Origin of the sequence: Mesorhizobium sp. BE184, assembly GCF_031457045.1 — a bacterium.
Classification (GTDB): Bacteria; Pseudomonadota; Alphaproteobacteria; order Rhizobiales; family Rhizobiaceae; genus Mesorhizobium.
Genome location: NZ_JAVDVU010000002.1, coordinates 906,838 through 931,297 on the forward strand (window position 1 = coordinate 906,838; position 24,460 = coordinate 931,297).

Below are 24,460 nucleotides of genomic sequence, written 5' to 3' on the forward strand. Positions count from 1 at the left end.
AAGTCCCTGGAAGCCATCGCGCCGCACAATGGTCACGGGCGGCAAGACTGTCAATGCATCGCGAATCGGCATGCCCAGGCCCGCGTTTGACCCTCATTTCCGTTCGACAGCCTGACGTGTCACTGCTAGAAGCCCGCGCACCAGACGGATTTTCCAATCATGACCGAAAGCATCGAACAGGCGGTCGCCCGCCGCCGCACCTTCGCGATCATCGCGCACCCGGACGCCGGCAAGACGACGCTGACCGAAAAACTGCTGCTGTTCGGCGGCGCCATCCAACTCGCCGGTGAGGTCAAGGCGAAGAAGGACCGCATCCAGACCCGTTCGGACTGGATGAAGATCGAGCGCGAGCGCGGCATTTCGGTCGTCACGTCGGTGATGACGTTCGAATATGGCGACAACGTCTTCAACCTGCTCGACACACCCGGCCACGAGGATTTCGCAGACGACACTTACAGAACGCTGTCTGCGGTCGATAGCGCGGTCATGGTAATCGACGCCGCCAAGGGCATCGAGCCGCGCACGCTGAAACTGTTCGAAGTCTGCCGGCTGCGCGACATCCCCATCATCACCTTCGTCAACAAGATGGACCGGGAGGCGCGCGACACCTTCGAAATCCTGGACGAAATCGAGCAGAAGCTGGCGCTCGACACCGCGCCTATCACCTGGCCGATCGGCCGGGGCAAGAGTTTTTCCGGCACCTATCACCTGGCCGAGAACGCGGTTCGGCGTGGTGACGCCGAAACCGAGCGCACCAAGGTCAACGGACCGGACTCCAACCGCGTTGCCGGGCTCTTGCCGGAGAATGAGCGCGCGGCCTTCATCGAGGAACTTGAACTTGCCCGCGAAGCCTGCCGGCCCTTCGACCTGGGGGCGTTCCGCGAGGGCCATCTGACCCCGGTCTTCTTCGGCTCGGCGCTGCGCAACTTTGGCGTCCGCGACCTGATCGAAGCATTGGGCGACTGGGCACCGCCGCCCCGCGCGCAGGAGGCGGACATGCGCAAGGTGGAAGCGACCGAGCCGAAGATGACTTCGTTCGTTTTCAAGATCCAGGCCAACATGGACCCCAACCACCGCGACCGTATCGCCTTCGTGCGCGTCTGCTCCGGTACGCTCCAGCGCGGCATGAAAGCCAAGCTGGTGCGCACCGGCAAGCCGATGAGCCTGTCGGCCCCGCAGTTCTTCTTCGCCCGCTCGCGCATCACCGCCGACGAGGCTTTCGCCGGCGACGTGGTCGGCATTCCGAACCACGGCACGCTGCGCATCGGCGACACGCTGACCGAGGGCGAGGAGATCCTGTTCCGCGGCGTACCCAACTTCGCACCGGAAATCCTGCGTCGCGTGCGGCTGGGCGACGCGATGAAGGCGAAGAAATTGAAGGAAGCCTTGCAGCAGATGGCGGAAGAGGGCGTGGTGCAGCTTTTCTCGCCGGAAGACGGCTCGCCGGCCATCGTCGGTGTGGTCGGCGCGCTGCAGCTTGACGTGCTGAAGGAGCGGCTCAATTTCGAATACACGCTGCCGGTCGATTTCGAGATGTCGCGCTTTTCGGTCTGCCGCTGGATCGATGCCGACGACCGGGCCGAGCTGCACCGCTTCATCGAAGCGCATCGTGGCGACATTGCCCGGGACCTCGACAACGATCCGGTCTATCTCGCGCAGCACGAATTCTCGCTGAATTATGAGGCCGAGCGCTGGAAAGCCATCCGTTTCACGGCCGTGAAGGACTATCAGGTGCGCGAAGCGGCGTAAGGGCTATCCCTGCCGTTTCGGAGTCACTCCCCGGCGACCGCTTCGGCCATAGCCGGCGCATCCGCCTTTTTCCCGCCGCGCCATGAGGCGAAGGCGGCGAGCAGATAGAGGATCGCCGAGAAGGTGAAGGCGAAGACCAGTCCGTGCTTGAACGGTTCTGCCATCAGGCCGGGGAAGAACTCGTTGCCGGTCAGCGTCGCGACGTTCTGCGGCGGCAGCGCGTGCAGCACGTCGACTGGGATGAGCTCGCCCATCGGGTTGTAACCGAGGAAGGCGGCAAACAGGCTGGCGACCGGCGGCATGTTCGCCACCTGATGCGCCACTGCCAGCGGCACATGCTGCGCCAATAGCCCGCTTTCCATTGCCGCCGGCAGCGAAGAGGCAAGCCCGACCAACATAAGCGAGAAGAACAGGCCGATCGACAGAACCTGCCCGGCATTGGTGGTGGTGGCGCGCATGCCGGAAGCCTGGCCTCGCTCGGACGCTGGCACCGAGTTCATGATCTGCGTGGAGTTCGGCGCCACGAACAGGCCGGAACCGAGGCCGTTGAGGAACAGCAGCGCGGCGAAGGCGGTATAGGAGAAGTTGGCCGGCAGTTCCATCAGCGCGAGGAAGGAGATGGCGCCGGCAACCATGCCGCCGACCGAGAACGGCACGCCGCCGACGCGGTCCGAAAAGTAGCCGGAAAGCGGACCCGCCAGCAGGAAGCCGACTGTCAGCGGCAGCATGAAGATGGCCGACCACAGCGGGGTTTCCTCGAACGAATAGCCGTGCAGCGGCAGCCAGATGCCCTGCAGCCAGACGATGAGCATGAACTGCAAGCCGCCACGGGCAATACCTGAGGAAAGATTGGCAAGATTGCCCCAGGCGAAGCCTGGAATGCGAAACAGCTTGAGGTCGAGCATCGGCTTGGCGACGCGGCTTTCCACGACGACAAAGGCGATGAGCGACAGGATGCCGATGGCGAAGAACGACAGCACCTTCGGGCTGGTCCATGCCATCACCTGCTCGCCATAGGGCTGCAGGCCGTAGGTGATGGCTGTCAAAATCAGCACCAGGCCGAGGCCGAAGCTGATATTGCCGAGCCAGTCGATGGTGTGGCTGCGCCGGTTCGGCGCGTCGTTCAGTTTCATATAGGCCCAGATCGTCCCGACGAGGCCGAACGGCACGTTGATCCAGAACACCAGCCGCCAGTTGGCGTCGGCCAGCAGGCCACCGATCAGCAAGCCGATGAACTGGCCGCCGATCGCCGCCACGACATTGATGCCGAGCGCGAAGCCACGCTCGTTCTGGGGAAAGGCATCCGTCAAGAGCGCGGTCGCGTTCGCCATGATGAGCGCGCCGCCAATGCCCTGTATGATACGAACCGTGACCAGATAAGAGGCGGCGAAATCGCCCTGCCCCGGCAGCAGGCTGAGCGCGATCGAGGCAGCCGTGAAGATGGCGAAGCCGAGATTATACATGCGGGCGCGGCCGAACTGGTCGCCCAGCCTGCCAAACGCCACGACCAGAACCGCCGTGGCGATCATATAGCCGATGATCGCCCAGAGCAGGTAATTGATGTTGCCGGGATCGAGCGCCTTCAGACCGATGCCGCGAAACACCGCCGGCAGGCTGATCAGCAGGATAGAACTATTGATTGCCGCGGCCAACATGCCCAAGGTAGTGTTGCTCAAAACCATCCATTTGTGGTTCTGCGGGCGCTCGGCATGTGCGGAATTCATGGAACACGCTTTCGAAATCTATGGCGCGGCAGCCGCCGGCGTCTTATATGAGGGTTATCTCAGGTTTGGTATATGAGGATGGCCTCGGAAAAAGCAAGTGCTAAAGCCCTGAAGCCGCGCCGGCCCCAGCAGGAGCGCGGCCGCCTTCGTGTCGCCGCGCTGATGGCCAGCGCCGCGGAACTGTTCGCCGAAAAGGGCTTTGAAGCGACGACCATGACCGAGGTGGCCGCGAACGCCTGCGCGGCCATCGGCACGCTCTATCTGTTTTTTCCGACTAAGGAAGCGCTGGCCGAGGCGATTCTGCGGGAGCAGGCCGAGGAAATCTCCTCACAGCTCGACTGTTTGAGCGAACGCATGGTCGGTCATGCGCCGGCCGCCATCGCCGATGCACTGTTTGCCTTGCTGGGCGATTTTCTTAAAACCCATCCGGCCTATTCCGCCATGCTCGACCTGCCGGGCGACGCAAGCTGGCGACGCGCGATCCGCATCCGCCGCCGTAACCAGATTTCAGCTTTGTTCGCCAGGGCCGAGCCGGCGCTGAACCCCGAGCAGGCTGAGCGAATCGCCGTCATCGTGCCGCAGCTCATGCGCATACCGCTGGCGCTGACCGGCGAGAAACGATTGAGGGACGGTGTCGTGGACGAGCTCCGGCAGATGCTCAAAGCGCATCTGGAAGCAGGATCATAATTCCGGCTACTTGCCCAGCGCCTCGCGGACAGCGGCGGTTATTCGGGCGATGTCGATCTCATCCATGTTGGCAATGTTTCCCGCCAGAAGGTTGGCGAGCTCAGTCGCGGCGGGCGAAAGGCCGGATGTATCGAGGCGGACGCGGGGATGGGAGCTGTCCGCCAAGCGCTCGAATTCGTCCGCCTCATCCCAGATGATGTTGAAATAGCCTATGATTTTCTGGACCATGGTCCAGTTCGGCGCACCGCGCCGGCCATGCTCCAGCGCCGAAAGGTAGGCGGCGCTGACGCCGATGGCGCTGGCCATATCTTTCCGGCTAACGCCGCGCTGACGCCGAAGCGCACGGATTTTTTCACCTAGCGGAGTCATGGCTTCGTCTTGCGCAGCCGCACATAGAGCGCGCCGCCGCCGCCATGGTGACGGGCGGCATGATCATGGCTGGAAACGACGGTTCGAAAAGCCGGCGTCGACAGCCAGGCCGGCACCGAGCGCCGCAGCACGCCGTCACCCCCGGACGACGATCCCTTGCCGGTGATCACCAGCACATAACGCACGCCGCCTGCTTGCGCGCGCAACAGGAAGGAATGAAGCAGGCTGTATGCCTCATCCTGCCGCAGCCCATGCAGATCGACCCGGCCTTCAATCGGCAGCCTGCCCTTTGCAAGCTTGTCCAGGGTCGGTTCGTCAAGCCGCTGCACGACCGTCTGGGATTTCGGCTTGGTTGCCGCAGTTACGGACGGAGCTTCGCGGGATGTCCCGGTTTCCCCGGCCTTGCTGTCCGGAAGGGACATATCCGGAATCTCGACCGCGAGACGGCCCTTCAGTGGCATTGCCGTGCGAGCGACCAGGTTCCACAGAACGCGATCTTCGTCGCTTAGTGGATTTGCCACCGGCCGCTTCATCGATTCGGTTCCGAAACGAGAGCTTTTGGAACCAAAGCGTAAAAATCGGCTGCATGGCGGATGACGCCAGCGATTTCGCCCGCCGCATCGCCCGAACCGGCGAACAGATCGCCGCGGGCAGCACCAACGATCGCCGAGCCGGTATCCTGGGCGACCATCAGCCGGTGGAATCCGTCATCACCGAACGCCGTCAGCGACGGCGCGTGGATATGGAAAGGCGTGCCGAATGTATGGAGAAGCCTGTCCACGGCCACCGAACGGCCCGGCGTCAGCGGCACTTTCGCCGCCGCGACCGGACCCAGATCGAGATCGGCAACCGGTGCTTCGCGAAAGAAAATGTAGGAGCGGTTCCGCCACAGGATCTCATCGACCCGGTGCGGGTGCTTTTTGAACCAGGCGCGGATGGATTGCATCGTCACTTCGGCGAGCGGAATTTCACCCAGGTCGGCGAGAACCTTCCCGGCACCGGTAAAACGATGCCCGGATTTGGCCGCATAGGTGATGCGGCGCAGGCTGCCGTCGGTCATGCGGAGCCGCGCGGCGCCCTGCACATGGATGAAAAAGGCATCGACCTTGTCGGCCAGCCAGGCCAGTTCGAGATTCTCGCCGCTCAGGGCGCCGCGTTCGATCTCGCCACGGTCAAAATACTCCGTCAGTCCCCCGGACGTCCGGCGTCCAAACGCAAAATAGGGATCCATTGCCGCAGGCCTGTTCTCGTCGTCCAGATCTTCCAGATCGACCGGCCGCGACAGCAACGGCACGTTGAATTCACCGGTTCGGACCGGCGAGGCCATTACTTCCGGTTCGTAGAAGCCTGTGACGAGGCCCGAAGCGCCGGTTTCGGGGCTGACACGGAAAGGCGTGAAGTGCTGTTCGAAGAAAGCACGCGCGGTGTTCGCATGGGTGGGAACAGAACTCCGCGCCTCGGCATAGGCCGGCTGGAAGGCGGCGAAGTCGATGCCAAGCGACCCTGTCCTGTAGGGTTTTTCCGACACATGAAAGGCTGAGCGCCGAAATGCGGCAAAGGCGGCCAGATGGTCGTCGCCATCCCAGCCGGGCAAATCCGCGAAAGTTTTTTGAGCGAAGAGCGGCGAAAGCGACACGGCAGCGTCGCCCTGGCTCATTCTTCTTCGGTCGCGACCAGCTTCCAGTTGGGGTCGCGCGAGCGCGTATCGCGAGAGAAGGTCCACACGTCCTTGACCTCGGCGACGGTTTCCGGATCGCCGTCGATGACCGCGCCGGCCTTGTCGCGGGTGGCCGAGATGAGTTCGCTGACGATGCGCAAGGTCACATGCGCCTCGCCACCCTTCATTTCGGCGGAAACGATGTCGGCCTTGTCAATACCGACGAAGGACGATTGAACTTTTTCGGATTTTGACTCGCGTTCGGTGATCGCTGCGACGAAGCCGTCATAGACTTCGCGCGAAAGCAGGTTCTTCAGCGTTTTGCGATCACCATCGGCATAAGCCATGACGATCATCTCGTAGGCCATTTTCGCGCCATCGACAAAGGTCTTGGGCTCGAAGGACGCATCGGCGTCCTTGATCGCGCGCAGACCCTTGTTAAGATCGCCGTCCGGCTTGGCGAATGCGTCGATCCCAGCATAGACCTCTACCGGAGGCTCTCCGGCAGCACGCTTGCGCGGCAGTGAAACCACATTGTCGGGTCCTTGCGCAGCTTCCTTGGTCCGGCTTGCCGTATAGGGATCGAAAGGCTTCCGTTCGTTGCCGGTGCGGCGGCCAAGCACATTGCGCAGTTGCAGGAAGATGACAACCGCCGCGACCAGGAAGAAAATCGTACCGAAGTCGAAGAATGCCATATGGTTTGCCAATCGATCCTGTCGGGCTGGTTACGGCCATGCTCCGCATAGCGCCCAATCATCAAAGCATATAGAACGTGCAGCGCAATCATTCAAATGGATGGTGGGCGTTCCTATTTAAGGCATCCCGCCCCATCCGATAGCGGCCAGGCGATGAGCGCCGGCCACGGAACAGGCCAAGAAGCGGATTCGGCACGATTTGCGCATTTCGTTCCTCCCCCTCCTCGTTCTCGCCCTTCCGATCCTGGAGATCGCCGGCTTCGTCGTGGTCGGACGCGAGATCGGCGTTCTTGCCACGGTAGGCCTGGTGCTGCTTTCTGCGCTGGTCGGCACCTTCCTGCTGCGGCAACAGGGATTTGGCGTCATGTCGCGCGTACGCGCCGAAATGGATGCCGGCCGCAACCCGGGCAGGCAACTTGCCCATGGCCTGATCGTGCTGATCGCCGCGATGCTGCTCATCGTACCGGGCTTCATCAGCGATATTCTCGGCATCCTTCTGTTCATTCCCGCCGTCCGCGATTTCGCCTGGCGTTTTCTGAAGAACCGCGTCTCCATCGTGGCGAATTTCAGCGGCGGCGGCTTTTCGCAGCGCCGCAAGGAGAAGGTCATTGATCTGGACAGCGACGATTATTCGCGCCGGCCTGACCCCAGTTCGCCCTGGCGGCGACTGAAGGACGACAAAACCGCCGACGACTGAGGAAGGCCTCAACCTTGTCTTGCCGCGCCGGGCATGATAGCGAACGCCCGCTTCCGCCGACCTTAGCCGATCGGCTGCATTCCACCCGCAAGCTTCACGAGGAACAGGCTCATGGCCGATAACAACGAAGCGCCGACAGGCGCCGCCACCAATGGCAACGGCACGCAGCCGACGCTCAACGTACTCACCCAGTACGTCAAGGATTTGTCCTTCGAGAGCCCAGGAGCCCCGAATTCCCTGCGCGGCCGCGAGAAGGCGCCAGGCATTGCGATCAACGTCAACGTCAACGCCAATCCGCTTTCCGACAAGCAGTTCGATGTCAATCTGACGCTCACCGCGAAGGCTGCCTACGACAAGGAAGTGCTATTCAACGTCGAGCTGGTCTATGGCGGTGTATTCAGCATCAGCGGCTTCCCGCAGGAGCACATGCTGCCGCTCCTGTTCATCGAATGCCCGCGGCTGCTTTTCCCGTTCGCCCGCCAGATCATAGCGGAAGCCACGCGCAATGGCGGCTTCCCGCCACTGATGCTCGACCCGATCGATTTCGCGCAAATGTTCCAGCAGAAGATCGCCGAAGACCAGGCCGCCTCCAAGGTCAAGGTCAGCTGACCGGCCTCAGCATTCGGCAATCGTGATTGTCCAGAAAGATCCGGCCTCGCGCCGGATTTTTCAATTGGCGGGCACTTTCAGCCAGATGGCTTTGTCACCGAGCTCAGCCACCAGCCCCGCATGCGCCGCCCGTTCTGCATCGGTCAGGCGCGGAGGCAGCGGCGCCGGCCGCATGCCGATGGTGATGTCGATCATTTCGGCCGCATCGTTGCCCTGTTTCGTCACGACGACCGCGTCGAGAACGAGCGCGGCCTGCTTGCCGCCGATCAGCTCGATATAGACCTCGGCCAGGAGCTCGGAATCGAGAAGCGCACCGTGCTTTGTGCGGTGGCTGTTGTCGATGCCATAGCGTCGGCACAACGCATCCAGCGAATTGGGACCCATGGGATGCCGGCGGCGGGCCAACGCCAGCGTGTCGATGACACGCTCCTGGCCGACGGCCGGATGGCCAAGCCGCCCGAACTCCGCATTGATGAACGCCATGTCGAAGCCGGCATTGTGCGCGATCAGCTTGGCGCCATCGATGAAGACAAGGAATTCCTCGGCAATATCGGCAAAGCTCGGCTTGCCGACGAGATCCGCTGCGCTGATGCCGTGCACGGCCTGGGCTTCGACATTGATCGAGCGCCCCTGCGGATTGATGTAGTGATGAAACGTGCGGCCCGTCGGGAAGCGGTTGACCAGTTCGATACAACCAAGCTCGATGACACGGTCTTCGCGCGCATCAAGGCCGGTGGTTTCAGTATCGAAGATTATCTCACGCATCGAATCGCTCCGGAGCCAAAGATGGCGGCTGTGGCAACCAGGTGCAAGTTCGGCCGGAGGGCGATCAGGTCTTTTCCCCTGTCAGGCTGGCGATGATTTTTTCGACCTGCGCGCGGGCTGCCCTCAGCCCGTGGCCGGTGTCGATGACGAAATCGGCCTTTGCCCTTTTGTCCGCATCCTGAACCTGCCGCGCCAGGATGGCTTCGAACTTCTGCGCCGTCATCCCCGGCCGCGCCATTACACGCCGCCTCTGGATCTCCGCCGGCGCCGACACCACGGCGATCCTGTCGACGCGGCTTTCTCCGCCGGTCTCGAACAGAAGCGGAATATCCAATACAATGAGAGGCGCGCCAGCCTTGCGGTGGCCGGCGACAAACGCATCGGCGTCAGCGCGTACCAGTGGATGAATGATCTCTTCCAGCCGCTTCAACGCTGCCGCATTGCCAAGAACCCGGTGCGACAATTCCGTTCGGTCGATGGCGCCATCGGAAGCAACACCGGGAAACGCCGCCTCGATCAGTGGCACGGCCTTGCCCGCATAAAGCCGATGCACTGTCTCGTCGGAATCGTGAACCGGCACCCCTGCCTTGGCAAACATCTTCGCCGTGGTGGACTTTCCCATGCCGATGGAACCGGTCAGGCCGAGCACGATCATTTTACACGGTCCAGATCGGCGACGATCAGCGCCCGCAATTCCGCCGTCACTTCGGGCCGATGGCCAAACCAGCGCTCGAAGCCCGGCACCGCCTGGTGCAGCAACATGCCGAGGCCATCCACCGTCTTCAGGCCATTTTGGCGGGCAGCAGCCAGCAGAGGCGTTTCCAGCGGCGCGTAGACGATGTCGGTCACGATGGCGTGGCTCGGCAGCAGCGTCGAGTCAACCTGCAGCTCGGCGCTACCTTCCATGCCGAGCGATGTCGTGTTGACCAGCAGCCCTGCATCCTCAAGCAGCTCGCCGGTTTGAGCTGGCGAGTGGGCCGATATGCCGATGCCGAATCTGTCGCGCAGTTCCGCGGCTCGCGCCACTGTGCGGTTGACGATGCGGATATCGCCCGCACCGCGTTGCTTGAGTGCGTGGATCACCGCGCGCGCGGCGCCGCCGGCCCCGAGCACCACCGCCGGACCGTTGCGTGCCCAGCCGGGACTGTAAGCATCGAGATTGGCGGCGAACCCATAAGCGTCGGTGTTGCCGCCGCAGAGCCTGCCGTCTTCCAGCCAGAACGTGTTGACCGCCCCTATCGCCTCGGCCGATTCGTCGCGCCGGGCGACGGCCTTGAAGGCCGCTTCCTTATGCGGAATGGTGATATTGCCGCCCCTGAACCCGTTCGCCGCGAGCGACTGGACGAAGGCAGAAAAATCTTCCGGCGCCACGTCGATCGCCTCGTAGCTGCCGGCAATGCCATATTGCTTCAGCCAATGGCCGTGGATTATCGGCGAGCGGGAATGCTTGATCGGGTGGCCAACGACAAAGGCCTTGCCGCCAGTCTCAGCCATCGATGGCCCCGAGCCGGCGAAGTTCGGCAAGCGTGGCGAGCAGAGGCACGCCGACAATGGTGAAATAGTCGCCCTCTATCTTTTCGAAAAGCTGGATGCCTTCGCCTTCGATCTGATAGGCGCCGACGCTCAGCAGGGCCTTCGGCCCGACCCGAGCCAGATGCCGGCCGATGAACGCCGGATCGAGGTTGCGCATGGTCAGGCTGGCGGTGCCGACATGGCGCCACAGGACTTCGCCGTCGCGCACCAGAACCGCGGCGCTGTTCAAATGATGCGTCTTGCCGGAGAGTTTGAGGAGATGGCGCCGCGCTCCCTCCATGTCGGCAGGCTTGTGAAAAACCTCGTCACCGAGAGACATTGTCTGGTCGCAGCCGAGCACCAATGCGCCGGGCTTTCGTGTGCTGACTTCGACGGCTTTCGCCTCGGCCAGGATCAGGGCCACGTCCTCGGGCGAAGCGCCGCTTTCCTGCAAGGGAGCTTCGGCTGCCCGCTCATCGATTTGCGCCGGAACGATTTCGATATCGAGACCGGCGTTCATCAGGATCGCCTTGCGGAACTGACTGCCGGAGGCAAGAACGATCTTTTCCATCGCAACCACTCCTTCTGAACGGCGGACCTAACGCGTCTTGCCGCGCAGGGCAACGATTGCCGCGGCCGTTTCCTCGATCGACCTGCGGCTCACATCGAGCATCGGCCAGCCATGGCGGCTGCAGATCTGCCGCGCATAGACCAGTTCCTCGCTTATGTTGGAACGGTCCGTATAGTTGGCGGCATCATAGCCGGCATTTCCGAGCACGCGATTCTGCCTGACCTGCGATATGCGCTCGGCCGTCGCCACCAGCCCGACGATCAGCGGCCTCGTCGCCTTGGCCAGACTGTCTGGCATCGGTACGCCAAGAACGATCGGGATGTTGGCCGTCTTTATTCCGCGGTTGGCGAGATAGATGCTGGTTGGCGTCTTCGACGTTCGGGAAATGCCGATGAGCACGATGTCGGCTTCATCAAGATCGTCGGAAAGCTGCCCATCGTCATGCTCCATGGTGAAATTGAGCGCATCGATGCGGCGGAAGTAATCGGCGTCGAGGACATGCTGGGCGCCGACCCGCCGGCCCGCCGGCGTTCCGAGATAAGACTGGAAGACGGTCAGCACAGGCTCGAGCACTGAGACATAGGGCAGGCCCATCGCTCCGCAGCGTTCATCAATCATGCGGGAGAGGTTCTGATCGACCATCGTATAGAGCACGATGCCAGGCTCCTCCTCGATGTCGTCGAACACCTTCATCAGCTGCTTCTCATTACGGATCAGCGGATAGATATGTTCGATGGCGCGGGCGTCCTTGTACTGCGCCGCCGCCGCACGGCCGGCCGCCAGCAGGGTTTCGCCGGTCGCATCAGAGATCAGGTGCAAATGGAAGAAGCTTTGCGGTTTGTTCACGATATCCTTGAGGCCTTGTGGGTTACTGTGAATAAGTCGGGGCAGCGGATAGGCGTGTCGGAGGCGACTGTATCAAGTGGGCGATTATCCACAATTCGATGTGCTGTCAGCTCCGCCGGAGGGCTGGGGACAAAAGCGTGGACGAAGATATAGGGGCTTTTTCGACCCACAGGCAACCGCGGCATGGCGGCCTCGCAGGCTTTTGAATCCAAAAGGGGAATCTGGATCGTCCCCGATATTCTCAACGATCCGGATTGTTGTCCGCGACACCGTGGCAGATGGCCTTTTTGACCGTGGCAATGGACAGGTGCGTATTCCCGCTACAAACAGACTCTTAGAATCAGAATACCTTCTTTTCTCTTTTCTTTATTTTTTAGAAGGGCTCTTGAGGACGAAGACATGAGTGAGAACCGGACCGTCCTGAAGGTACTGCGAGGCGAGGCGGTATTTCCGCCTCCGCTCTGGATGATGCGGCAGGCCGGACGCTATCTTCCCGAATACAGAGCGACGCGGAAGCGCGCCGGCTCCTTCCTGGATCTTTGCTACGATCCCGATTTCGCCGTGGAAGTGACCTTGCAGCCGATCAAGCGCTTCGGCTTCGATGCCTCGATCCTGTTTTCAGACATCCTCGTCGTGCCGCATGCGCTCGGTCGGGACCTTCGGTTCGAGGAGGGCCGCGGGCCGGTGCTGACGCCGATCACGGCGGCTGAGATCGGCTTGCTGAAGACGGAAACGTTTCACGTGAATCTGGAGCCGGTCTATGAAACGGTCCGTCGTCTTCGCACCTCCCTGCCACGGGAAACCACGCTGATCGGGTTTTGTGGGGCGCCCTGGACGGTCGCGACCTACATGATCGCCGGCCATGGAACGCCGGACCAGGCTCCGGCTCGGCTGTTCGCTTACCGGGAGCCTGCGGCTTTCCGGAGCCTGCTGGACATCCTTGCGGAGCAATCGGCGGCTTATCTGATCCGCCAGGTTGAGGCAGGAGCCGATGCCTTGCAGATTTTCGATTCCTGGTCAGGGGTTCTCGATGAGGCATCGTTCCGGACATTTTGTGTCGCGCCCGTAGCGAAAATCGTCAGCAGGGTGCGCGAGGTTTATCCCGATGTTCCGATCATCGGTTTTCCGAAGGGCGCCGGCGCCAACTATGCCGGGTATCGCGGCGAGACCGGGGTGAATGGTCTGGGACTGGACTGGACCGTGCCGTTGGAACAGGCGCGGCAATTACAGGCTGGCGGCGCCGTGCAGGGCAATCTCGATCCGCTGCGGCTCGTGGCCGGCGGCCCGGCGCTTGCCGAGGGCGTCGATGCCATCCTCGGGAAACTCGGCGGTGGGCCGCTGATCTTCAATCTCGGCCACGGCATCACGCCGGAGACGCCGATCCCGCATGTCGAGGAAATGGTGCGGCTGGTGCGGGAGGCGAAGCGATGACCACGCCGGGAGCGACGGAAACGGGCAGTGGAAAGATGGCGCTACGTAGGGCGGCAATGGCAATCGCTATTTTCGTCGTGCTAGCGGGGTTGCTGTTTCTTTTCGCGCCGGACGGTTTCTATCTCTGGGCCAAGGCGATCCACGTCATTGCCGTCATTTCCTGGATGGCCGGCATGCTCTATCTGCCGCGCCTGTTCGTCTACCATACGGCGGCGGAGGCAGGTTCTGTCCAGTCCGAGACCTTCAAGGTGATGGAGCGCCGGCTGCTGCGCGGCATCATCAATCCAGCCATGATCGTGACCTGGACTTTCGGCCTATGGCTTGCCTGGAAAGGCTTCGGTTTCCAGGGCGGCTGGCTGCATGCCAAGATCGCGGCGGTCGTCCTGATGTCCGGCGTCCACGGCTATCTTTCCGGCGCCGTGCGCAAGTTTGCCGAAGACCGCAACGAAAAGCCGGCGAGACACTGGCGTATCGTCAACGAAATACCCACATTGCTGATGATCGCCATTGTGATCCTGGTGATCGTGAAGCCTTTCTGAACACCTTCGCCAACGCCAAAAGGCCGCTTGCTCTTTGGCTGGAGCGACGATAAAAGACGGGTCTTCCTCCCGCCATGCGCCGCCGCTTTTCATTGCTTTCGGCCGCGCCCGGCACTTTCGCATACAGCCGAAAATTTTCCCCTGACGCACATTCAGAGTCTATCCATGCAGGAAATGAAACTCTCAGAGTTCAAGAACAAGAAGCCACCTGAGCTGATCGCCTATGCCGAATCGCTCGAGGTCGAAAACGCCAGCGTCATGCGCAAGCAGGAGCTGATGTTCGCTATCCTGAAAAAGCTGGCCGGACAGGATATCGAGATCATCGGCGAAGGCGTTGTTGAAGTTCTGCAGGACGGGTTCGGATTTCTGCGATCAGCCAACGCGAACTATCTGCCGGGTCCCGACGACATCTATATTTCGCCGTCGCAGATCCGCCGCTTCTCGCTGAAGACCGGCGATACTGTTGAAGGACCGATCCGCAGCCCGAAGGAGGGGGAACGCTATTTCGCGCTACTCAAGGTCAACACGATCAATTTCGACGATCCGGAAAAGATCCGCCACAAGATCCATTTCGACAACCTGACGCCGCTTTATCCGACCCAGCGGCTACGGATGGAAGTGGACAATCCGACCGGTAAGGACATCTCGCCGCGTGTGATCGACCTGGTTGCGCCGATCGGCAAGGGCCAGCGCGCGTTGATCAACGCGCAGCCGCGTACCGGCAAGACGGTGCTGATGCAAAACATCGCGCACTCGATCACCGCCAATCATCCTGAATGCTATTTGATCGTGCTGCTGATCGACGAACGGCCTGAGGAAGTCACAGACATGCAGCGGTCGGTGAAGGGCGAGGTGATCTCCTCGACCTTTGACGAGCCGGCTGTTCGCCACGTGCAGGTCGCTGAAATGGTGATCGAAAAGGCCAAGCGCCTGGTTGAGCATGGCCGTGACGTTGTCATCCTGCTCGATTCGATCACGCGTCTTGGCCGTGCCTACAACACTGTCGTGCCGTCGTCCGGCAAGGTGCTGACCGGCGGTGTCGATGCCAATGCCCTGCAGCGGCCGAAGCGTTTCTTCGGCGCCGCGCGCAACATCGAAGAAGGCGGCTCGCTGACGATCATCGCGACGGCGCTGATCGATACCGGCAGCCGCATGGACGAGGTCATCTTCGAAGAGTTCAAGGGCACCGGCAACTGCGAAATCCAGCTCGACCGCAAGGTGGCCGACAAGCGGATTTATCCCGCGATGGATATCCTCAAATCCGGAACGCGTAAGGAAGACCTGCTGGTGCCACGCGCCGACTTGCAGAAGATTTTTGTGCTGCGGCGCATTCTCGCCCCGATGGGCACGACCGACGCCATCGAATTTCTGATCGACAAGCTCAAGCAGACCAAGACCAACAGCGACTTCTTCGATTCCATGAATACCTGACGGCCTGATTCTCGATCGCGTGGCTCGGGGCGCCGGGTATCAGCGCTTCCTGAGCCTGGCTTGCAGGTCGGTCGCATCCCATATCGGCGGATGACACAACTGGCCGATGCACAGATAGGCCGCAGGCCTGTCTGTGGCGGGGCGGGTTCCGTCTGGCAGCGTTGCCTCGCCGCCATTTGCGCTCAAAGGCAGAACGATATCGACGCGCCTGGGGTCCGGGTGTCGATTCGCTACCGTAACAAGTGCCGGGTTGTCCGGATCATCGACGAGGATCAGTTTCATCGGTTCGATGACCACCGCACAGGCATTGACGATGCCGACCTGTCCATAGGTCTGGCGTGAAGCCCGGCCGAAAGCGTGTTCGGCTACGACAATGGCTTTCTCCTGCAGCTTCATATCGCCAGTTGCCATCGCCAGCTTCTGCAAGGCCTCGATGATCTGGGCGGTGGCGGACGGGATCGCCTCGTCAATGTCGCCGCGGACGCGAAGCGGCACATCGGCGCAGTCGGAAGCCGTCAGATAGTAGCCTGTCCTGTCAGTATCGAAATGCCAGCGGTCGAGCATTTCCATGAAATGCTGGGCATGGTTCAGGAATCGTCGGTCCGACGTCGCTTCGAACAGGGCCACCGCCGCACTGGTCATCGCCGCATAGTCACTCGACAGCGCTGGAAACAGCGCCTGTCGGTCAAGCTGTGAATGGGGAAGCCTGCCTTCCTGCGAGGACTCCAGTATCGATACAAACGCTTTCCCTGCCCGTTCTATCCATTGGGCCCGGCCCAGAGAACGACCGCATTCAGCAAGGGCGGCGATCGCCAGGCCGTTCCAATCGGTCAGGACCTTGTCATCCCGACCGGGCATGGGACGGCGCGCGCGGGCAGCAAGTAGCCCTTCCTTCAGGCCGGCCGCTTTTTGAGCATCGACGATGCTTGCACTCTGTTGCCCGCTGGTCTGGAACAGAATTGGATCGCCCTCCCAACCGGGGGGCTTCTCCAGCGAGAAGTAATTGTAAAACAAGGAGGAATAGGCCCCGAGCGCTTCGTCGATGTCTTCTTTCTTCCACGTGTAGAATAGCCCTTCCTCACCTTGGCTGTCGGCGTCATAGCTGGCCGTGAAACCGTCGCCCGATGAAGACATTTCACGCAGAAGCCACGCGATGGTTTCTTCGATTCGTATCCGGAACAAATCGTTTGCCGTTTCGCCCAGCGCCCAATTGCACAGACGGAGCAACTGGGCGTTGTCATAGAGCATTTTCTCGAAATGAGGCACCAGCCAGCGCTCGTCCGTCGAGTATCGGCTAAGGCCGCCTCCAGCATGATCGTAAATGCCGCCAGCGAGCATACGTTCGAGACTGAGTAGTACGAGATCGCGATGTCCGGCATTTCCCGTCCCGATCCACGACAGCCAAAGGCTATGCATGAACGGTGCGTTGGGGAATTTCGGGGCGCCGCGCATGCCGCCCAGTTCGGGATCCATCATTTGCCCGATCCTGCCTGCCAGCGTCGGGAGCTGATCGGGATCGAGTCCGATTTTGCTCGCGGTGCTCGAGAGCTGAGCCTCGACATGGCTGGACAAGGCGTGGGCGCTGTTTGTCAGATCGTCCTTCTTCTCGTTCCAGCTCTTGGCGATGGCCTCGAGGACTTGCCCAAAGGAAGGGCGCCCATATCGGGGCTCTGGCGGAAAATAAGTCCCGCCCCAGAATGGCTTGCCCTCCGGCGTCAGAAACATGGTAAGCGGCCAACCGCCCTGCTCTCCCATAGCCGACAAGGCAGCCATGTAGATCTGGTCGATATCGGGCCGCTCCTCCCTGTCCACCTTGATATTGACGAAGAGACGGTTCATTAGGGCGGCGGTTTCCTGGCTTTCGAAGCTTTCGTGCGCCATGACATGACACCAGTGGCAAGCGGCGTAGCCGATCGACAGAAGAATTGGCCGGTCCAGCGCCTGCGCTTCCGCCAGGGAGGCTGCCGACCAGCCCCGCCAATGAACGGGATTGCCGGCGTGCTGTCGCAGATACGGGCTGGCTTCCTTGTCGAGCAGATTATGTGGCGGCTGGTTCATGTCGGCATCCCTAGAGACTTCAGATCAAACTATGGCTATCCGGTTCCGCGGCAATGAATTTCACACACTCCATCGTTGCTTTGTCGAGCGGCAGGCTGCCAGCTGGAGTGGCGGTGATCCGTCTGTCGGGCCACCACTGTCGATTCGCTCTCGAAACGATCGTTAACGGAGCTGCTTTTTCACCCCGGAAAGCAGTGGTCGCTGATTTCAGCAATGCCGCTGGCGAGAGGATCGATCGCGGTCTGATGCTTTTTTTTCCAGGCCCGGCCAGCTTTACCGGCGAGGACGTCGTCGAATTCCATGTGCATGGCGGCCGCGCCGTTGTCGTGTCGATGATCGAAGCCCTGACATCCATCGACGGCGTGCGCCTGGCAGAGCCGGGGGAATTCACCCGGCGCGCCTTTCTCAACGGCAAGCTCGATCTGGTGGAGACCGAGGCTTTGGCGGATTTGATCGCCGCCGAGACCGAGGCGCAGCGACGTTTTGCGGCGGCCAATGCTGGCGGCGCACAGAGCGAACTCTATCTCGGCTGGCGGCAACGGTTGGTGCACGCCCGCGCCATGATCGAAGCGGAGATCGATTTTGCCGACGAGGACGATGTACCGGGATCGGTCGCGTCGTCGGTGTGGACGGATGTGGAGGCGCTCGCTGCGGAAATTCAGAATCACATTGATGGATTCCACGCTGCAGAGATCATTCGCGACGGCTTTGACGTGGTTATCGTCGGCGCTCCCAATGCCGGAAAATCCAGTCTTTTCAATGCATTGGCGCGGCGTGAGGTAGCCATCGTAACGGACGAGCCGGGCACCACACGCGACTTGCTGGAGGTGACGCTGGATCTGGGCGGATTGCCCGTGCGGATAACGGATACGGCGGGTTTGCGCGACGGTGCGGGAAAGGTGGAATCGATCGGGATCGAACGGGCGAAGGGGCGGTTGGACGGCGCTGACCTCGTTCTCCTGCTCACCGATATGGTTTCGCCTGCCGACCCGAAGCTTCCGACGCTCTCGTCGGCAGTGCTGCGGATAGGCACCAAGCTCGATCTGGTGCCCGATGGAGAAGACCGGCATCAGTATGACATGGCAATCTCGGTCAGGACTGAGGCCGGGCTTGATATTCTGCTCGATGAACTGAAACGCCGCGCGGCGTCGGCGGCTGGGTTCCATGGCGATATCTTGCCGTCGAGGCTCCGCCATGTCGAATTGCTGAGGGGGTGCCGGGAATTCCTGCTCGTATGCCTGGCTGGCCGCGGTCGCGGCGCTGAACTTCATGCCGAGGATTTGCGCCTGGCCGCTGACCAGCTTGGCCGGATCGTTGGCAGTATCGATACCGAAGAACTGCTCGATGTCATTTTCGGTCAATTTTGTATAGGGAAGTGATTCACGTGAAACATGCACCGGTGCTTGTCGTTTCACGTGAAACGCTGATGATGGCGGATATGGACCCATGGATTTGAATTTCGATGTGGTTGTGGTCGGCGGAGGACATGCGGGTTGCGAGGCCGCCGCCGCCGCGGCGCGCTTTGGCGCCCACACGGCGTTGGTAACGCTGTCCTTCAATACAATCGGTGCGATGTCCTGCAATCCGGCCATCGGGGGCCTCGGCAAGGGCCATCTGGTGCGCGAGATCGACGCGATGGACGGGCTGATGGGCCGGGTCGCAGACGCCGCCGGAATTCAGTTTCGTCTCCTCAACCGGCGCAAGGGTCCGGCGGTGCGTGGACCGCGGACGCAAGCAGACCGGAAGCTTTATCGCCAGGCAATGCAGACGGCGATTCTTGAGCAATCGGGACTTTCGGTGATCGAAGGCGAAGTTGCTGACCTGATAGTCCAGAATGAAAGAACGACAAGTGTTGTTCTGGCCGATGGGCGCCGTATCCGCTGCGGGGCCATTGTTCTGACCACGGGCACGTTCCTGCGTGGATTGATTCATATCGGCGAACGCAAGATCACCGCCGGGCGGATGAATGAGCCGGCATCGATCGGCCTCTCCGCGGCCATGTCCCGCATTGGTTTCCGGCTCGGGCGCCTCAAGACCGGAACGCCTCCCCGGCTCGATGGACAGACCATCGACTGGGCCGGCCTCGACATGCAAGCTGCCGATGCCGATCCTGTGCCGTTCTCGTTGATGACGGATGGAATCGTCAACCCGCAGATCGAATGCGGGATCACCCGGACTACCCCCGCCACACATGATGTCATACGGGAGAATCTCGGGCGTTCGGCCATGTATTCCGGTTCGATCGAAGGAGTGGGCCCACGTTACTGCCCGTCCATCGAAGACAAAATCGTCAAGTTCGGTGACAGGGAAGGTCATCAAATCTTTCTGGAGCCGGAAGGGCTGGACGATACTACCGTTTACCCCAACGGCATTTCGACCTCATTACCGGAAGAAGTCCAGTTGGAAGTCCTAAAGACCATTCCCGGACTTGGGCGCGCGACAATGTTGCAGCCCGGTTACGCCATCGAGTACGACCATATCGATCCGCGTGAGCTTGCGCCGTCGCTGGAGACGCGGCGTGTGACCGGGCTTTTTCTGGCCGGACAGATCAACGGCACCACCGGGTATGAGGAGGCTGCAGCGCAAGGTCTCCTTGCCGGGGTCAATGCCGCCCGCCGCGCTTCCGGCGCCGACGGCGTGGTGCTGAGCCGTTCGGAGGCCTATCTGGGAGTTATGGTCGACGATCTGACCAGTCGAGGCATAGCCGAACCCTACCGCATGTTCACGTCCAGGGCGGAATTTCGGCTTTCACTGCGAGCGGACAATGCCGATGAACGCCTGACGCCGAGGGCAGAAGCCCTTGGAATCGTAGGGGAAGCGAGGCGGCAGCGGTTTCGTCTCGTCCAGGATCGTTTCCAGAAAGCGAAGAATTTGGCCCTCCAGACCACTTTGACGCCCAATGAAGCCGCAAGGTATGGACTGGCGGTCAATCAGGACGGCGTCCGTCGGTCGGCCTATGAGTTGCTGTCCCATGCGGACGTAAGCGTGGAATGGCTGGCTCGTATCGAACCTCAATTTGGCGATATCGATGCCAGGACCGCCGAAACCCTTGAGACAGAGGCCAAATACGCTGTCTATCTCGATCGGCAGCGAGCGGACGTTGAGCAGTTGCGCCACGAAGAAGCTCGCCTCATTCCGGACAGTCTCGATTTCTCCATGATTCCTGGTCTTTCGAACGAACTGCGGCAAAAGATGCGGGATCGCCGGCCGCGCTCCGTTGCCGAGGCGCAACGGATGGAGGGGATGACCCCGGCGGCGCTTGGTTTGGTGATCGCCCATGTTCGGAATGCAGAGCTCCTCCGAAAAGGTGCGGCTTGACTGCCGCAACCATCGAGAGTCTCCGGGCGGTCGCGGGACCCGTTTCACGTGAAACATTTGAGGGGCTTCAGGCCTTCGAGCAGCTTTTCCGCAAGTGGAACCAGCGTATAAACCTTGTCGCATCTTCAACGGAGGGTGAGATTTGGCGGCGCCATGTGCTGGACAGCGCCCAGCTAATGTCAATTGCCCCTGACGCAACGAACTGGCTGGACCTGGGCTCGGGCGGTGGATTTCCGGGAATTGTGGTGGCATTTCTTTTGCAAGAGCGCCGCGGATTCATCCGTTTGGTTGAAAGCAACCGGAAAAAAGCGTCATTTCTACAAACCACAATCGGTCAATTCGGCCTCCCCGCGCATGTATTTGCCCAGCGAATTCATGATTGCTATCAACTGGTGCCCCAGCCCGAAATTGTTACCGCCCGCGCCGTGGCGCCCCTGGTCGCCTTACTGGACCTCGCTGCGCCGTGGCTGACGAACGGTGCAACCGGTCTGTTCCATAAAGGACGGGATTATCGGCAGGAGGTGGCAGAAAGCGCTCACCACTGGGCTTTCGATCTGATAGAACATCCCAGTCTGGTCGATCCGGAAGGCGTCGTTCTCGAATTTAGAAATGTACGATCCGTGTCGAAGAAACCGGATTAATGACCTGAATTATCGGCATATATTCGGCATATATCATGAATCATAGCGGCCCACGAATCATTACAGTCGCCAATCAGAAGGGCGGGGTCGGCAAGACGACGACGGCGATCAACCTCGCCACGGCCCTGGCGGCCATTGGCGAGCGGGTGCTGATCGTCGATCTCGACCCGCAGGGCAATGCCAGTACAGGTCTGGGTATCGATCGGCGCGATCGCGCCGTTTCGTCATACGATGTGCTGATGGGTGAACTGACGCTGGAAGGCGCCGCGATGGCGACGGCCGTGCCTGGGCTATTCGTCGTGCCATCGACCCTGGATCTGCTCGGCGTCGAGATGGAGATCGCCGCCTCGCCGGATCGTGTGCTGCGGCTACGCAACGCGATTCGCGAATCGACCCTGAGAACGCCTGATTTCAGCTATATTCTCATCGATTGCCCGCCTTCACTGAATTTGCTGACCTTGAACTCCATGGCGGCAGCGGATTCGGTGCTGGTTCCGCTCCAGTGCGAGTTTTTCGCGCTTGAGGGGTTGAGCCAGTTGCTTGAGACTGTCGAACAGGTGCGGGCCTCGATCAATCCCGACCTCACGATCCAGGGAATCGTCCTGACCATGTTCGACGGCCGGAACAATCTCGCCAACCAGGTTGTGCAGGATGTGCGGGCGCATATGGGTGAAAAGGTCTACGAGACCGTCATTCCCCGTAACGTGCGCGTTTCCGAGGCTCCATCCTATGGCAAGCCGGCAATTCTGTATGATTTGAAGTGCTCAGGCAGCCAAGCCTATTTGCAGCTTGCTTCGGAGGTGATCCGCCGGGAACGCCGCTTGAGGGCCGCATAATTGATTCGATATCGAAACGATCTGGAAGAAGCATGACTGAAGATCCGGCAAGAAAACGCCTCGGCCGAGGCCTGGCAGCTCTGATCGGCGAAATGGACCGTCCCGTTGAGACGGCCGAAAGGCCGCGGGCTTCAGCGGATGGCCGGGTTCCGATCGAATTCGTCTCGCCCAATCCCAAGAACCCGAGGCGCAGCTTCGGCGAGGCAGATCTTGCCGACCTCGCGCAGTCGATTCGCGAGCATGGCGTGGTGCAGCCGGTCGTCGTGCGACCGTCGCCCCAACAAAGCGACAGATTCGAAATCATCGCCGGCGAGCGCCGCTGGCGGGCGGCGCAGCGCGCCGGGCTTGCTGAAATCCCCGTTATCGTCCGCGACGTCAACGATCGTACGGCACTTGAACTCGCCATCATTGAGAACGTGCAGCGCGCCGATCTCAATCCGGTCGAAGAGGCGCTGGGCTATCAGCAATTGATCGACGATCACGGCTACAGCCAGGCCGATCTCGGACAGGTGATCGGCAAAAGCCGTAGCCATGTCGCCAACACGCTGCGTCTGCTGAAGCTTCCGGAGGTGATACGCGACATGCTGGTCGACGGAGCGCTTTCCGCCGGTCACGCCAGGACGCTGGTGACGGCTCAGGATCCGGCAGGGCTGGCTAAGCGGATCGTCGAGGACGGGTTATCCGTTCGTCAGGCCGAAGCACTGGCGCAAATGCCGGCAGCCCGGGAGGGTGGCGGCAAGTCCAGCAGTTCGCATGAGAAAGATACCGATACTCTGGCGCTCGAGAAGCTTTTGACCGACGTGACGGGAATGCAGGTATCGATAGCCCACAAAAACCACGGCGGACACCTTCGCATCGCCTATCGGACACTGGACCAACTCGATGAACTGTGCCGGCGGCTGAAGCAGGAACGGTGATATTTAGCCGGCTCTGGTTATTCCCGTTGTTTCAAAAGACGGGCGCCTTCAACGGCAATTCCAAGCAATGCCTGCCTGGCCACGGCGATCGACATGTCGGAACGGCGCCGGGTCTGAAGAACGGCGGCCTGCAAGCGTGTCAGAGCACGGGAAAGCGCCTCGGAATTCCATCGTTCAAGAGCCTTTTCGACAGACTTTCGCCGGCTAAAGAATACCGGAGGACGTGCTGAGGCGACGATTGCGGCAGCGCTCTTCCGGTCGGTGTCCAGCACTGCGCGCATGGCATGCAGGGACTGGAATTGTCGCATGACGGTCAACAGCGCCTGAAATGGGTGCCCGCCTGCCTGGCACTGCCGGCTGAATGCGGTATCGAAATCCTCGACCCGCCCTTCCAGCAAAGCATCCAGCGCATTGTCGAAGGACTGACCCGATACGTCGCCGGTCAAGGCTCTCACGTCATCAAGACCAACTTCGCCGGCGCCGTGGGCAAAGAGCGCAAGCTTGGCCACCTCGCCTCTCGAAGCCAGCCTGTCGCCGCCCAGACTGCGGCGCAGCGTGTGCCTGGCTTCGAGGCTGATGGTCATCCCCGCCTTGGTCAATTCCTCATCGATAAGCTGGTCGATGTCGCGGCCGCTGTCGGAGTAGCATGGCAGAGCGATGGCGTTTGCGGCGCTCTCCACCAGAGCGCGCAGCGCGGCGCCCTTCTTGAGGTCGCCGGCTTCGACCAGAATGATCGCATCGCCGGGCGGATCGGCAGCCAGAGCCTTGATGTCTTCGGTCAGGCCTTTCTGCGCGCCGGCATTTCGCACCCATAGAAGTCGCCGATCCGAGAACATCGGGACAGTGCGCGCCTCGTCGAGAAGGCGGCCCTCTTCACGGTCGATGTCGGCCGCATCGAGCTTGACCACGGAAAACGGGTCGTCGAGGGCGAGACCGGTTTTCTTGGCGAAGTCTCTGCTCCGCTCGGCGACAAGCCCTCGATCGGGACCATAGATCAGCACGATTGAAAACCGCGGGTCCGGTCTTGCCAGCCAGGAATCGACTTCGAATGCTTTCTTCTGCGCCATTGATCTCTCCTAGCATGGAGAGGCCCTGCGCGCATGCGTTTTGCCGGCCACCGAACAAGATTCCAGACAGCAAAAAGGCCCGGATATCCGAGCCTCTAAGCACTTCAGAATTAAGAAGATTTGGAGCGGGTGAAGCGATTCGAACGCTCGACCCCAACCTTGGCAAGGTTGTGCTCTACCCCTGAGCTACACCCGCTCGCGCGGCCTTGGCCGCAAGCCGCGCCTATATGGCCGAAGAGCGCGGCGATTGCAACAGGGAAATCGTGGACTTTGAAACCTTCGCGCTGGAGACGTGGAAAGCTCGCTCTCACATCATCGAGAGCCGCAATAAAACACAAAGA

24 protein-coding genes and 1 tRNA gene are annotated in these 24,460 nt (G+C 61.1%); 12 read left to right on the forward strand and 13 right to left on the reverse strand.

Features of this window, described 5'->3' with window-relative positions; genetic code table 11:
- Window positions 1-159: 159 nt before the first annotated feature.
- Window positions 160-1,749, forward strand: a complete 1,590-nt coding sequence (locus tag J2X35_RS12435) for a peptide chain release factor 3 (RefSeq protein ID WP_310185774.1) — start codon at window positions 160-162, stop codon at window positions 1,747-1,749.
- A gap of 23 nt (window positions 1,750-1,772) precedes the next feature.
- On the opposite strand, the gene J2X35_RS12440 is transcribed toward J2X35_RS12435, so the two are convergent.
- A complete protein-coding gene (locus tag J2X35_RS12440; RefSeq protein ID WP_310185777.1) occupies window positions 1,773-3,473 on the reverse strand; it encodes an MFS transporter in 1,701 nt (566 codons plus the stop codon).
- A gap of 78 nt (window positions 3,474-3,551) precedes the next feature.
- Between J2X35_RS12440 and J2X35_RS12445 the strand changes: the two genes are divergently transcribed.
- Window positions 3,552-4,160 carry a TetR/AcrR family transcriptional regulator gene (locus tag J2X35_RS12445; protein WP_310185779.1) on the forward strand — a complete coding sequence of 203 codons (609 nt, stop codon included), beginning with the start codon at window positions 3,552-3,554 and terminating at the stop codon, window positions 4,158-4,160.
- 6 nt (window positions 4,161-4,166) lie between these two features.
- Here the strand turns inward: J2X35_RS12445 and J2X35_RS12450 are convergent, their stop codons facing one another.
- Genes J2X35_RS12450 through J2X35_RS12465 form a run of 4 tightly spaced genes read right to left on the reverse strand, consistent with a single transcriptional unit; the run spans window position 4,167 to window position 6,881 of the window.
- Complete coding sequence (locus J2X35_RS12450) at window positions 4,167-4,529, reverse strand: helix-turn-helix transcriptional regulator (protein ID WP_310185782.1); 363 nt, start codon at window positions 4,527-4,529, stop codon at window positions 4,167-4,169.
- On the reverse strand, window positions 4,526-5,062 hold the full coding sequence (locus tag J2X35_RS12455; RefSeq protein WP_056113207.1) for a Smr/MutS family protein: 537 nt from the start codon (window positions 5,060-5,062) through the stop codon (window positions 4,526-4,528). The genes J2X35_RS12450 and J2X35_RS12455 overlap by 4 nt, the downstream gene beginning before the upstream one ends.
- The gene (locus J2X35_RS12460; RefSeq protein WP_310186147.1) at window positions 5,059-6,165 is read right to left on the reverse strand and encodes a murein transglycosylase A; all 1,107 of its coding nucleotides are present in this window, start codon (window positions 6,163-6,165) and stop codon (window positions 5,059-5,061) included. The genes J2X35_RS12455 and J2X35_RS12460 overlap by 4 nt, the downstream gene beginning before the upstream one ends.
- Before the next feature lie 17 nt (window positions 6,166-6,182).
- Window positions 6,183-6,881 (reverse strand): Tim44/TimA family putative adaptor protein, encoded by a 699-nt coding sequence (locus J2X35_RS12465; protein ID WP_056113204.1) that lies wholly within the window; start codon window positions 6,879-6,881, stop codon window positions 6,183-6,185.
- 199 nt (window positions 6,882-7,080) lie between these two features.
- Here J2X35_RS12465 and J2X35_RS12470 point away from each other — a divergent pair, with 199 nt between their 5' ends.
- Window positions 7,081-7,578: an FxsA family protein gene (locus J2X35_RS12470; RefSeq protein ID WP_310185785.1), complete on the forward strand. Its 498-nt coding sequence runs from the start codon at window positions 7,081-7,083 to the stop codon at window positions 7,576-7,578.
- Between the two features lie 111 nt (window positions 7,579-7,689).
- Complete coding sequence (gene secB, locus J2X35_RS12475; protein WP_056113199.1) at window positions 7,690-8,187, forward strand: protein-export chaperone SecB; 498 nt, start codon at window positions 7,690-7,692, stop codon at window positions 8,185-8,187.
- Between the two features lie 60 nt (window positions 8,188-8,247).
- On the opposite strand, the gene dnaQ is transcribed toward secB, so the two are convergent.
- From dnaQ to J2X35_RS12500, 5 genes are all read right to left on the reverse strand, one after another.
- A complete protein-coding gene (gene dnaQ / locus J2X35_RS12480; RefSeq protein WP_056113197.1) occupies window positions 8,248-8,952 on the reverse strand; it encodes a DNA polymerase III subunit epsilon in 705 nt (234 codons plus the stop codon).
- A gap of 64 nt (window positions 8,953-9,016) precedes the next feature.
- The gene (gene coaE / locus J2X35_RS12485) at window positions 9,017-9,607 is read right to left on the reverse strand and encodes a dephospho-CoA kinase (RefSeq protein ID WP_310185787.1); all 591 of its coding nucleotides are present in this window, start codon (window positions 9,605-9,607) and stop codon (window positions 9,017-9,019) included.
- Window positions 9,604-10,446 carry a shikimate dehydrogenase gene (locus tag J2X35_RS12490; protein WP_310185790.1) on the reverse strand — a complete coding sequence of 281 codons (843 nt, stop codon included), beginning with the start codon at window positions 10,444-10,446 and terminating at the stop codon, window positions 9,604-9,606. Before J2X35_RS12490 ends, coaE begins: the two co-directional genes overlap by 4 nt.
- On the reverse strand, window positions 10,439-11,035 hold the full coding sequence (locus tag J2X35_RS12495) for a Maf-like protein (RefSeq protein ID WP_310185793.1): 597 nt from the start codon (window positions 11,033-11,035) through the stop codon (window positions 10,439-10,441). The genes J2X35_RS12490 and J2X35_RS12495 overlap by 8 nt, the downstream gene beginning before the upstream one ends.
- Window positions 11,036-11,062: 27 nt before the next feature.
- Window positions 11,063-11,881: a pyruvate, water dikinase regulatory protein gene (locus tag J2X35_RS12500; protein WP_056113187.1), complete on the reverse strand. Its 819-nt coding sequence runs from the start codon at window positions 11,879-11,881 to the stop codon at window positions 11,063-11,065.
- A 399-nt stretch (window positions 11,882-12,280) separates the two neighbouring features.
- Here J2X35_RS12500 and hemE point away from each other — a divergent pair, with 399 nt between their 5' ends.
- The 3 genes from hemE to rho all read left to right on the forward strand — a co-directional run bounded on the left by hemE (window position 12,281) and on the right by rho (window position 15,282).
- Window positions 12,281-13,312, forward strand: a complete 1,032-nt coding sequence (gene hemE, locus J2X35_RS12505; protein WP_310185796.1) for a uroporphyrinogen decarboxylase — start codon at window positions 12,281-12,283, stop codon at window positions 13,310-13,312.
- Window positions 13,313-13,347: 35 nt separating this feature from the next.
- Window positions 13,348-13,851 carry a protoporphyrinogen oxidase HemJ gene (hemJ, locus tag J2X35_RS12510; protein ID WP_405023222.1) on the forward strand — a complete coding sequence of 168 codons (504 nt, stop codon included), beginning with the start codon at window positions 13,348-13,350 and terminating at the stop codon, window positions 13,849-13,851.
- Window positions 13,852-14,016: 165 nt separating this feature from the next.
- Window positions 14,017-15,282, forward strand: coding sequence for a transcription termination factor Rho (gene rho / locus J2X35_RS12515; RefSeq protein WP_310185800.1), 1,266 nt, complete (start codon window positions 14,017-14,019; stop codon window positions 15,280-15,282).
- A gap of 39 nt (window positions 15,283-15,321) precedes the next feature.
- Here rho and J2X35_RS12520 read toward each other — a convergent pair whose 3' ends face one another.
- Window positions 15,322-17,340, reverse strand: a complete 2,019-nt coding sequence (locus J2X35_RS12520; RefSeq protein ID WP_310185802.1) for a thioredoxin domain-containing protein — start codon at window positions 17,338-17,340, stop codon at window positions 15,322-15,324.
- A gap of 53 nt (window positions 17,341-17,393) precedes the next feature.
- Here J2X35_RS12520 and mnmE point away from each other — a divergent pair, with 53 nt between their 5' ends.
- The 5 genes from mnmE to J2X35_RS12545 all read left to right on the forward strand — a co-directional run bounded on the left by mnmE (window position 17,394) and on the right by J2X35_RS12545 (window position 23,052).
- A complete protein-coding gene (mnmE, locus tag J2X35_RS12525) occupies window positions 17,394-18,719 on the forward strand; it encodes a tRNA uridine-5-carboxymethylaminomethyl(34) synthesis GTPase MnmE (protein ID WP_310185804.1) in 1,326 nt (441 codons plus the stop codon).
- 67 nt (window positions 18,720-18,786) lie between these two features.
- On the forward strand, window positions 18,787-20,658 hold the full coding sequence (gene mnmG, locus J2X35_RS12530; protein ID WP_310185807.1) for a tRNA uridine-5-carboxymethylaminomethyl(34) synthesis enzyme MnmG: 1,872 nt from the start codon (window positions 18,787-18,789) through the stop codon (window positions 20,656-20,658).
- Window positions 20,655-21,299 (forward strand): 16S rRNA (guanine(527)-N(7))-methyltransferase RsmG, encoded by a 645-nt coding sequence (rsmG, locus tag J2X35_RS12535; protein ID WP_310185808.1) that lies wholly within the window; start codon window positions 20,655-20,657, stop codon window positions 21,297-21,299. Before mnmG ends, rsmG begins: the two co-directional genes overlap by 4 nt.
- Window positions 21,300-21,334: 35 nt before the next feature.
- Window positions 21,335-22,135, forward strand: coding sequence for a ParA family protein (locus J2X35_RS12540; protein ID WP_056113166.1), 801 nt, complete (start codon window positions 21,335-21,337; stop codon window positions 22,133-22,135).
- A 32-nt stretch (window positions 22,136-22,167) separates the two neighbouring features.
- Window positions 22,168-23,052: a ParB/RepB/Spo0J family partition protein gene (locus tag J2X35_RS12545; protein ID WP_310185809.1), complete on the forward strand. Its 885-nt coding sequence runs from the start codon at window positions 22,168-22,170 to the stop codon at window positions 23,050-23,052.
- A 17-nt stretch (window positions 23,053-23,069) separates the two neighbouring features.
- Here J2X35_RS12545 and holA read toward each other — a convergent pair whose 3' ends face one another.
- Window positions 23,070-24,119, reverse strand: coding sequence for a DNA polymerase III subunit delta (gene holA / locus J2X35_RS12550; RefSeq protein ID WP_310185810.1), 1,050 nt, complete (start codon window positions 24,117-24,119; stop codon window positions 23,070-23,072).
- A 121-nt stretch (window positions 24,120-24,240) separates the two neighbouring features.
- Window positions 24,241-24,315: transfer RNA gene (locus J2X35_RS12555), tRNA-Gly, on the reverse strand.
- Window positions 24,316-24,460 lie beyond the last annotated feature (145 nt).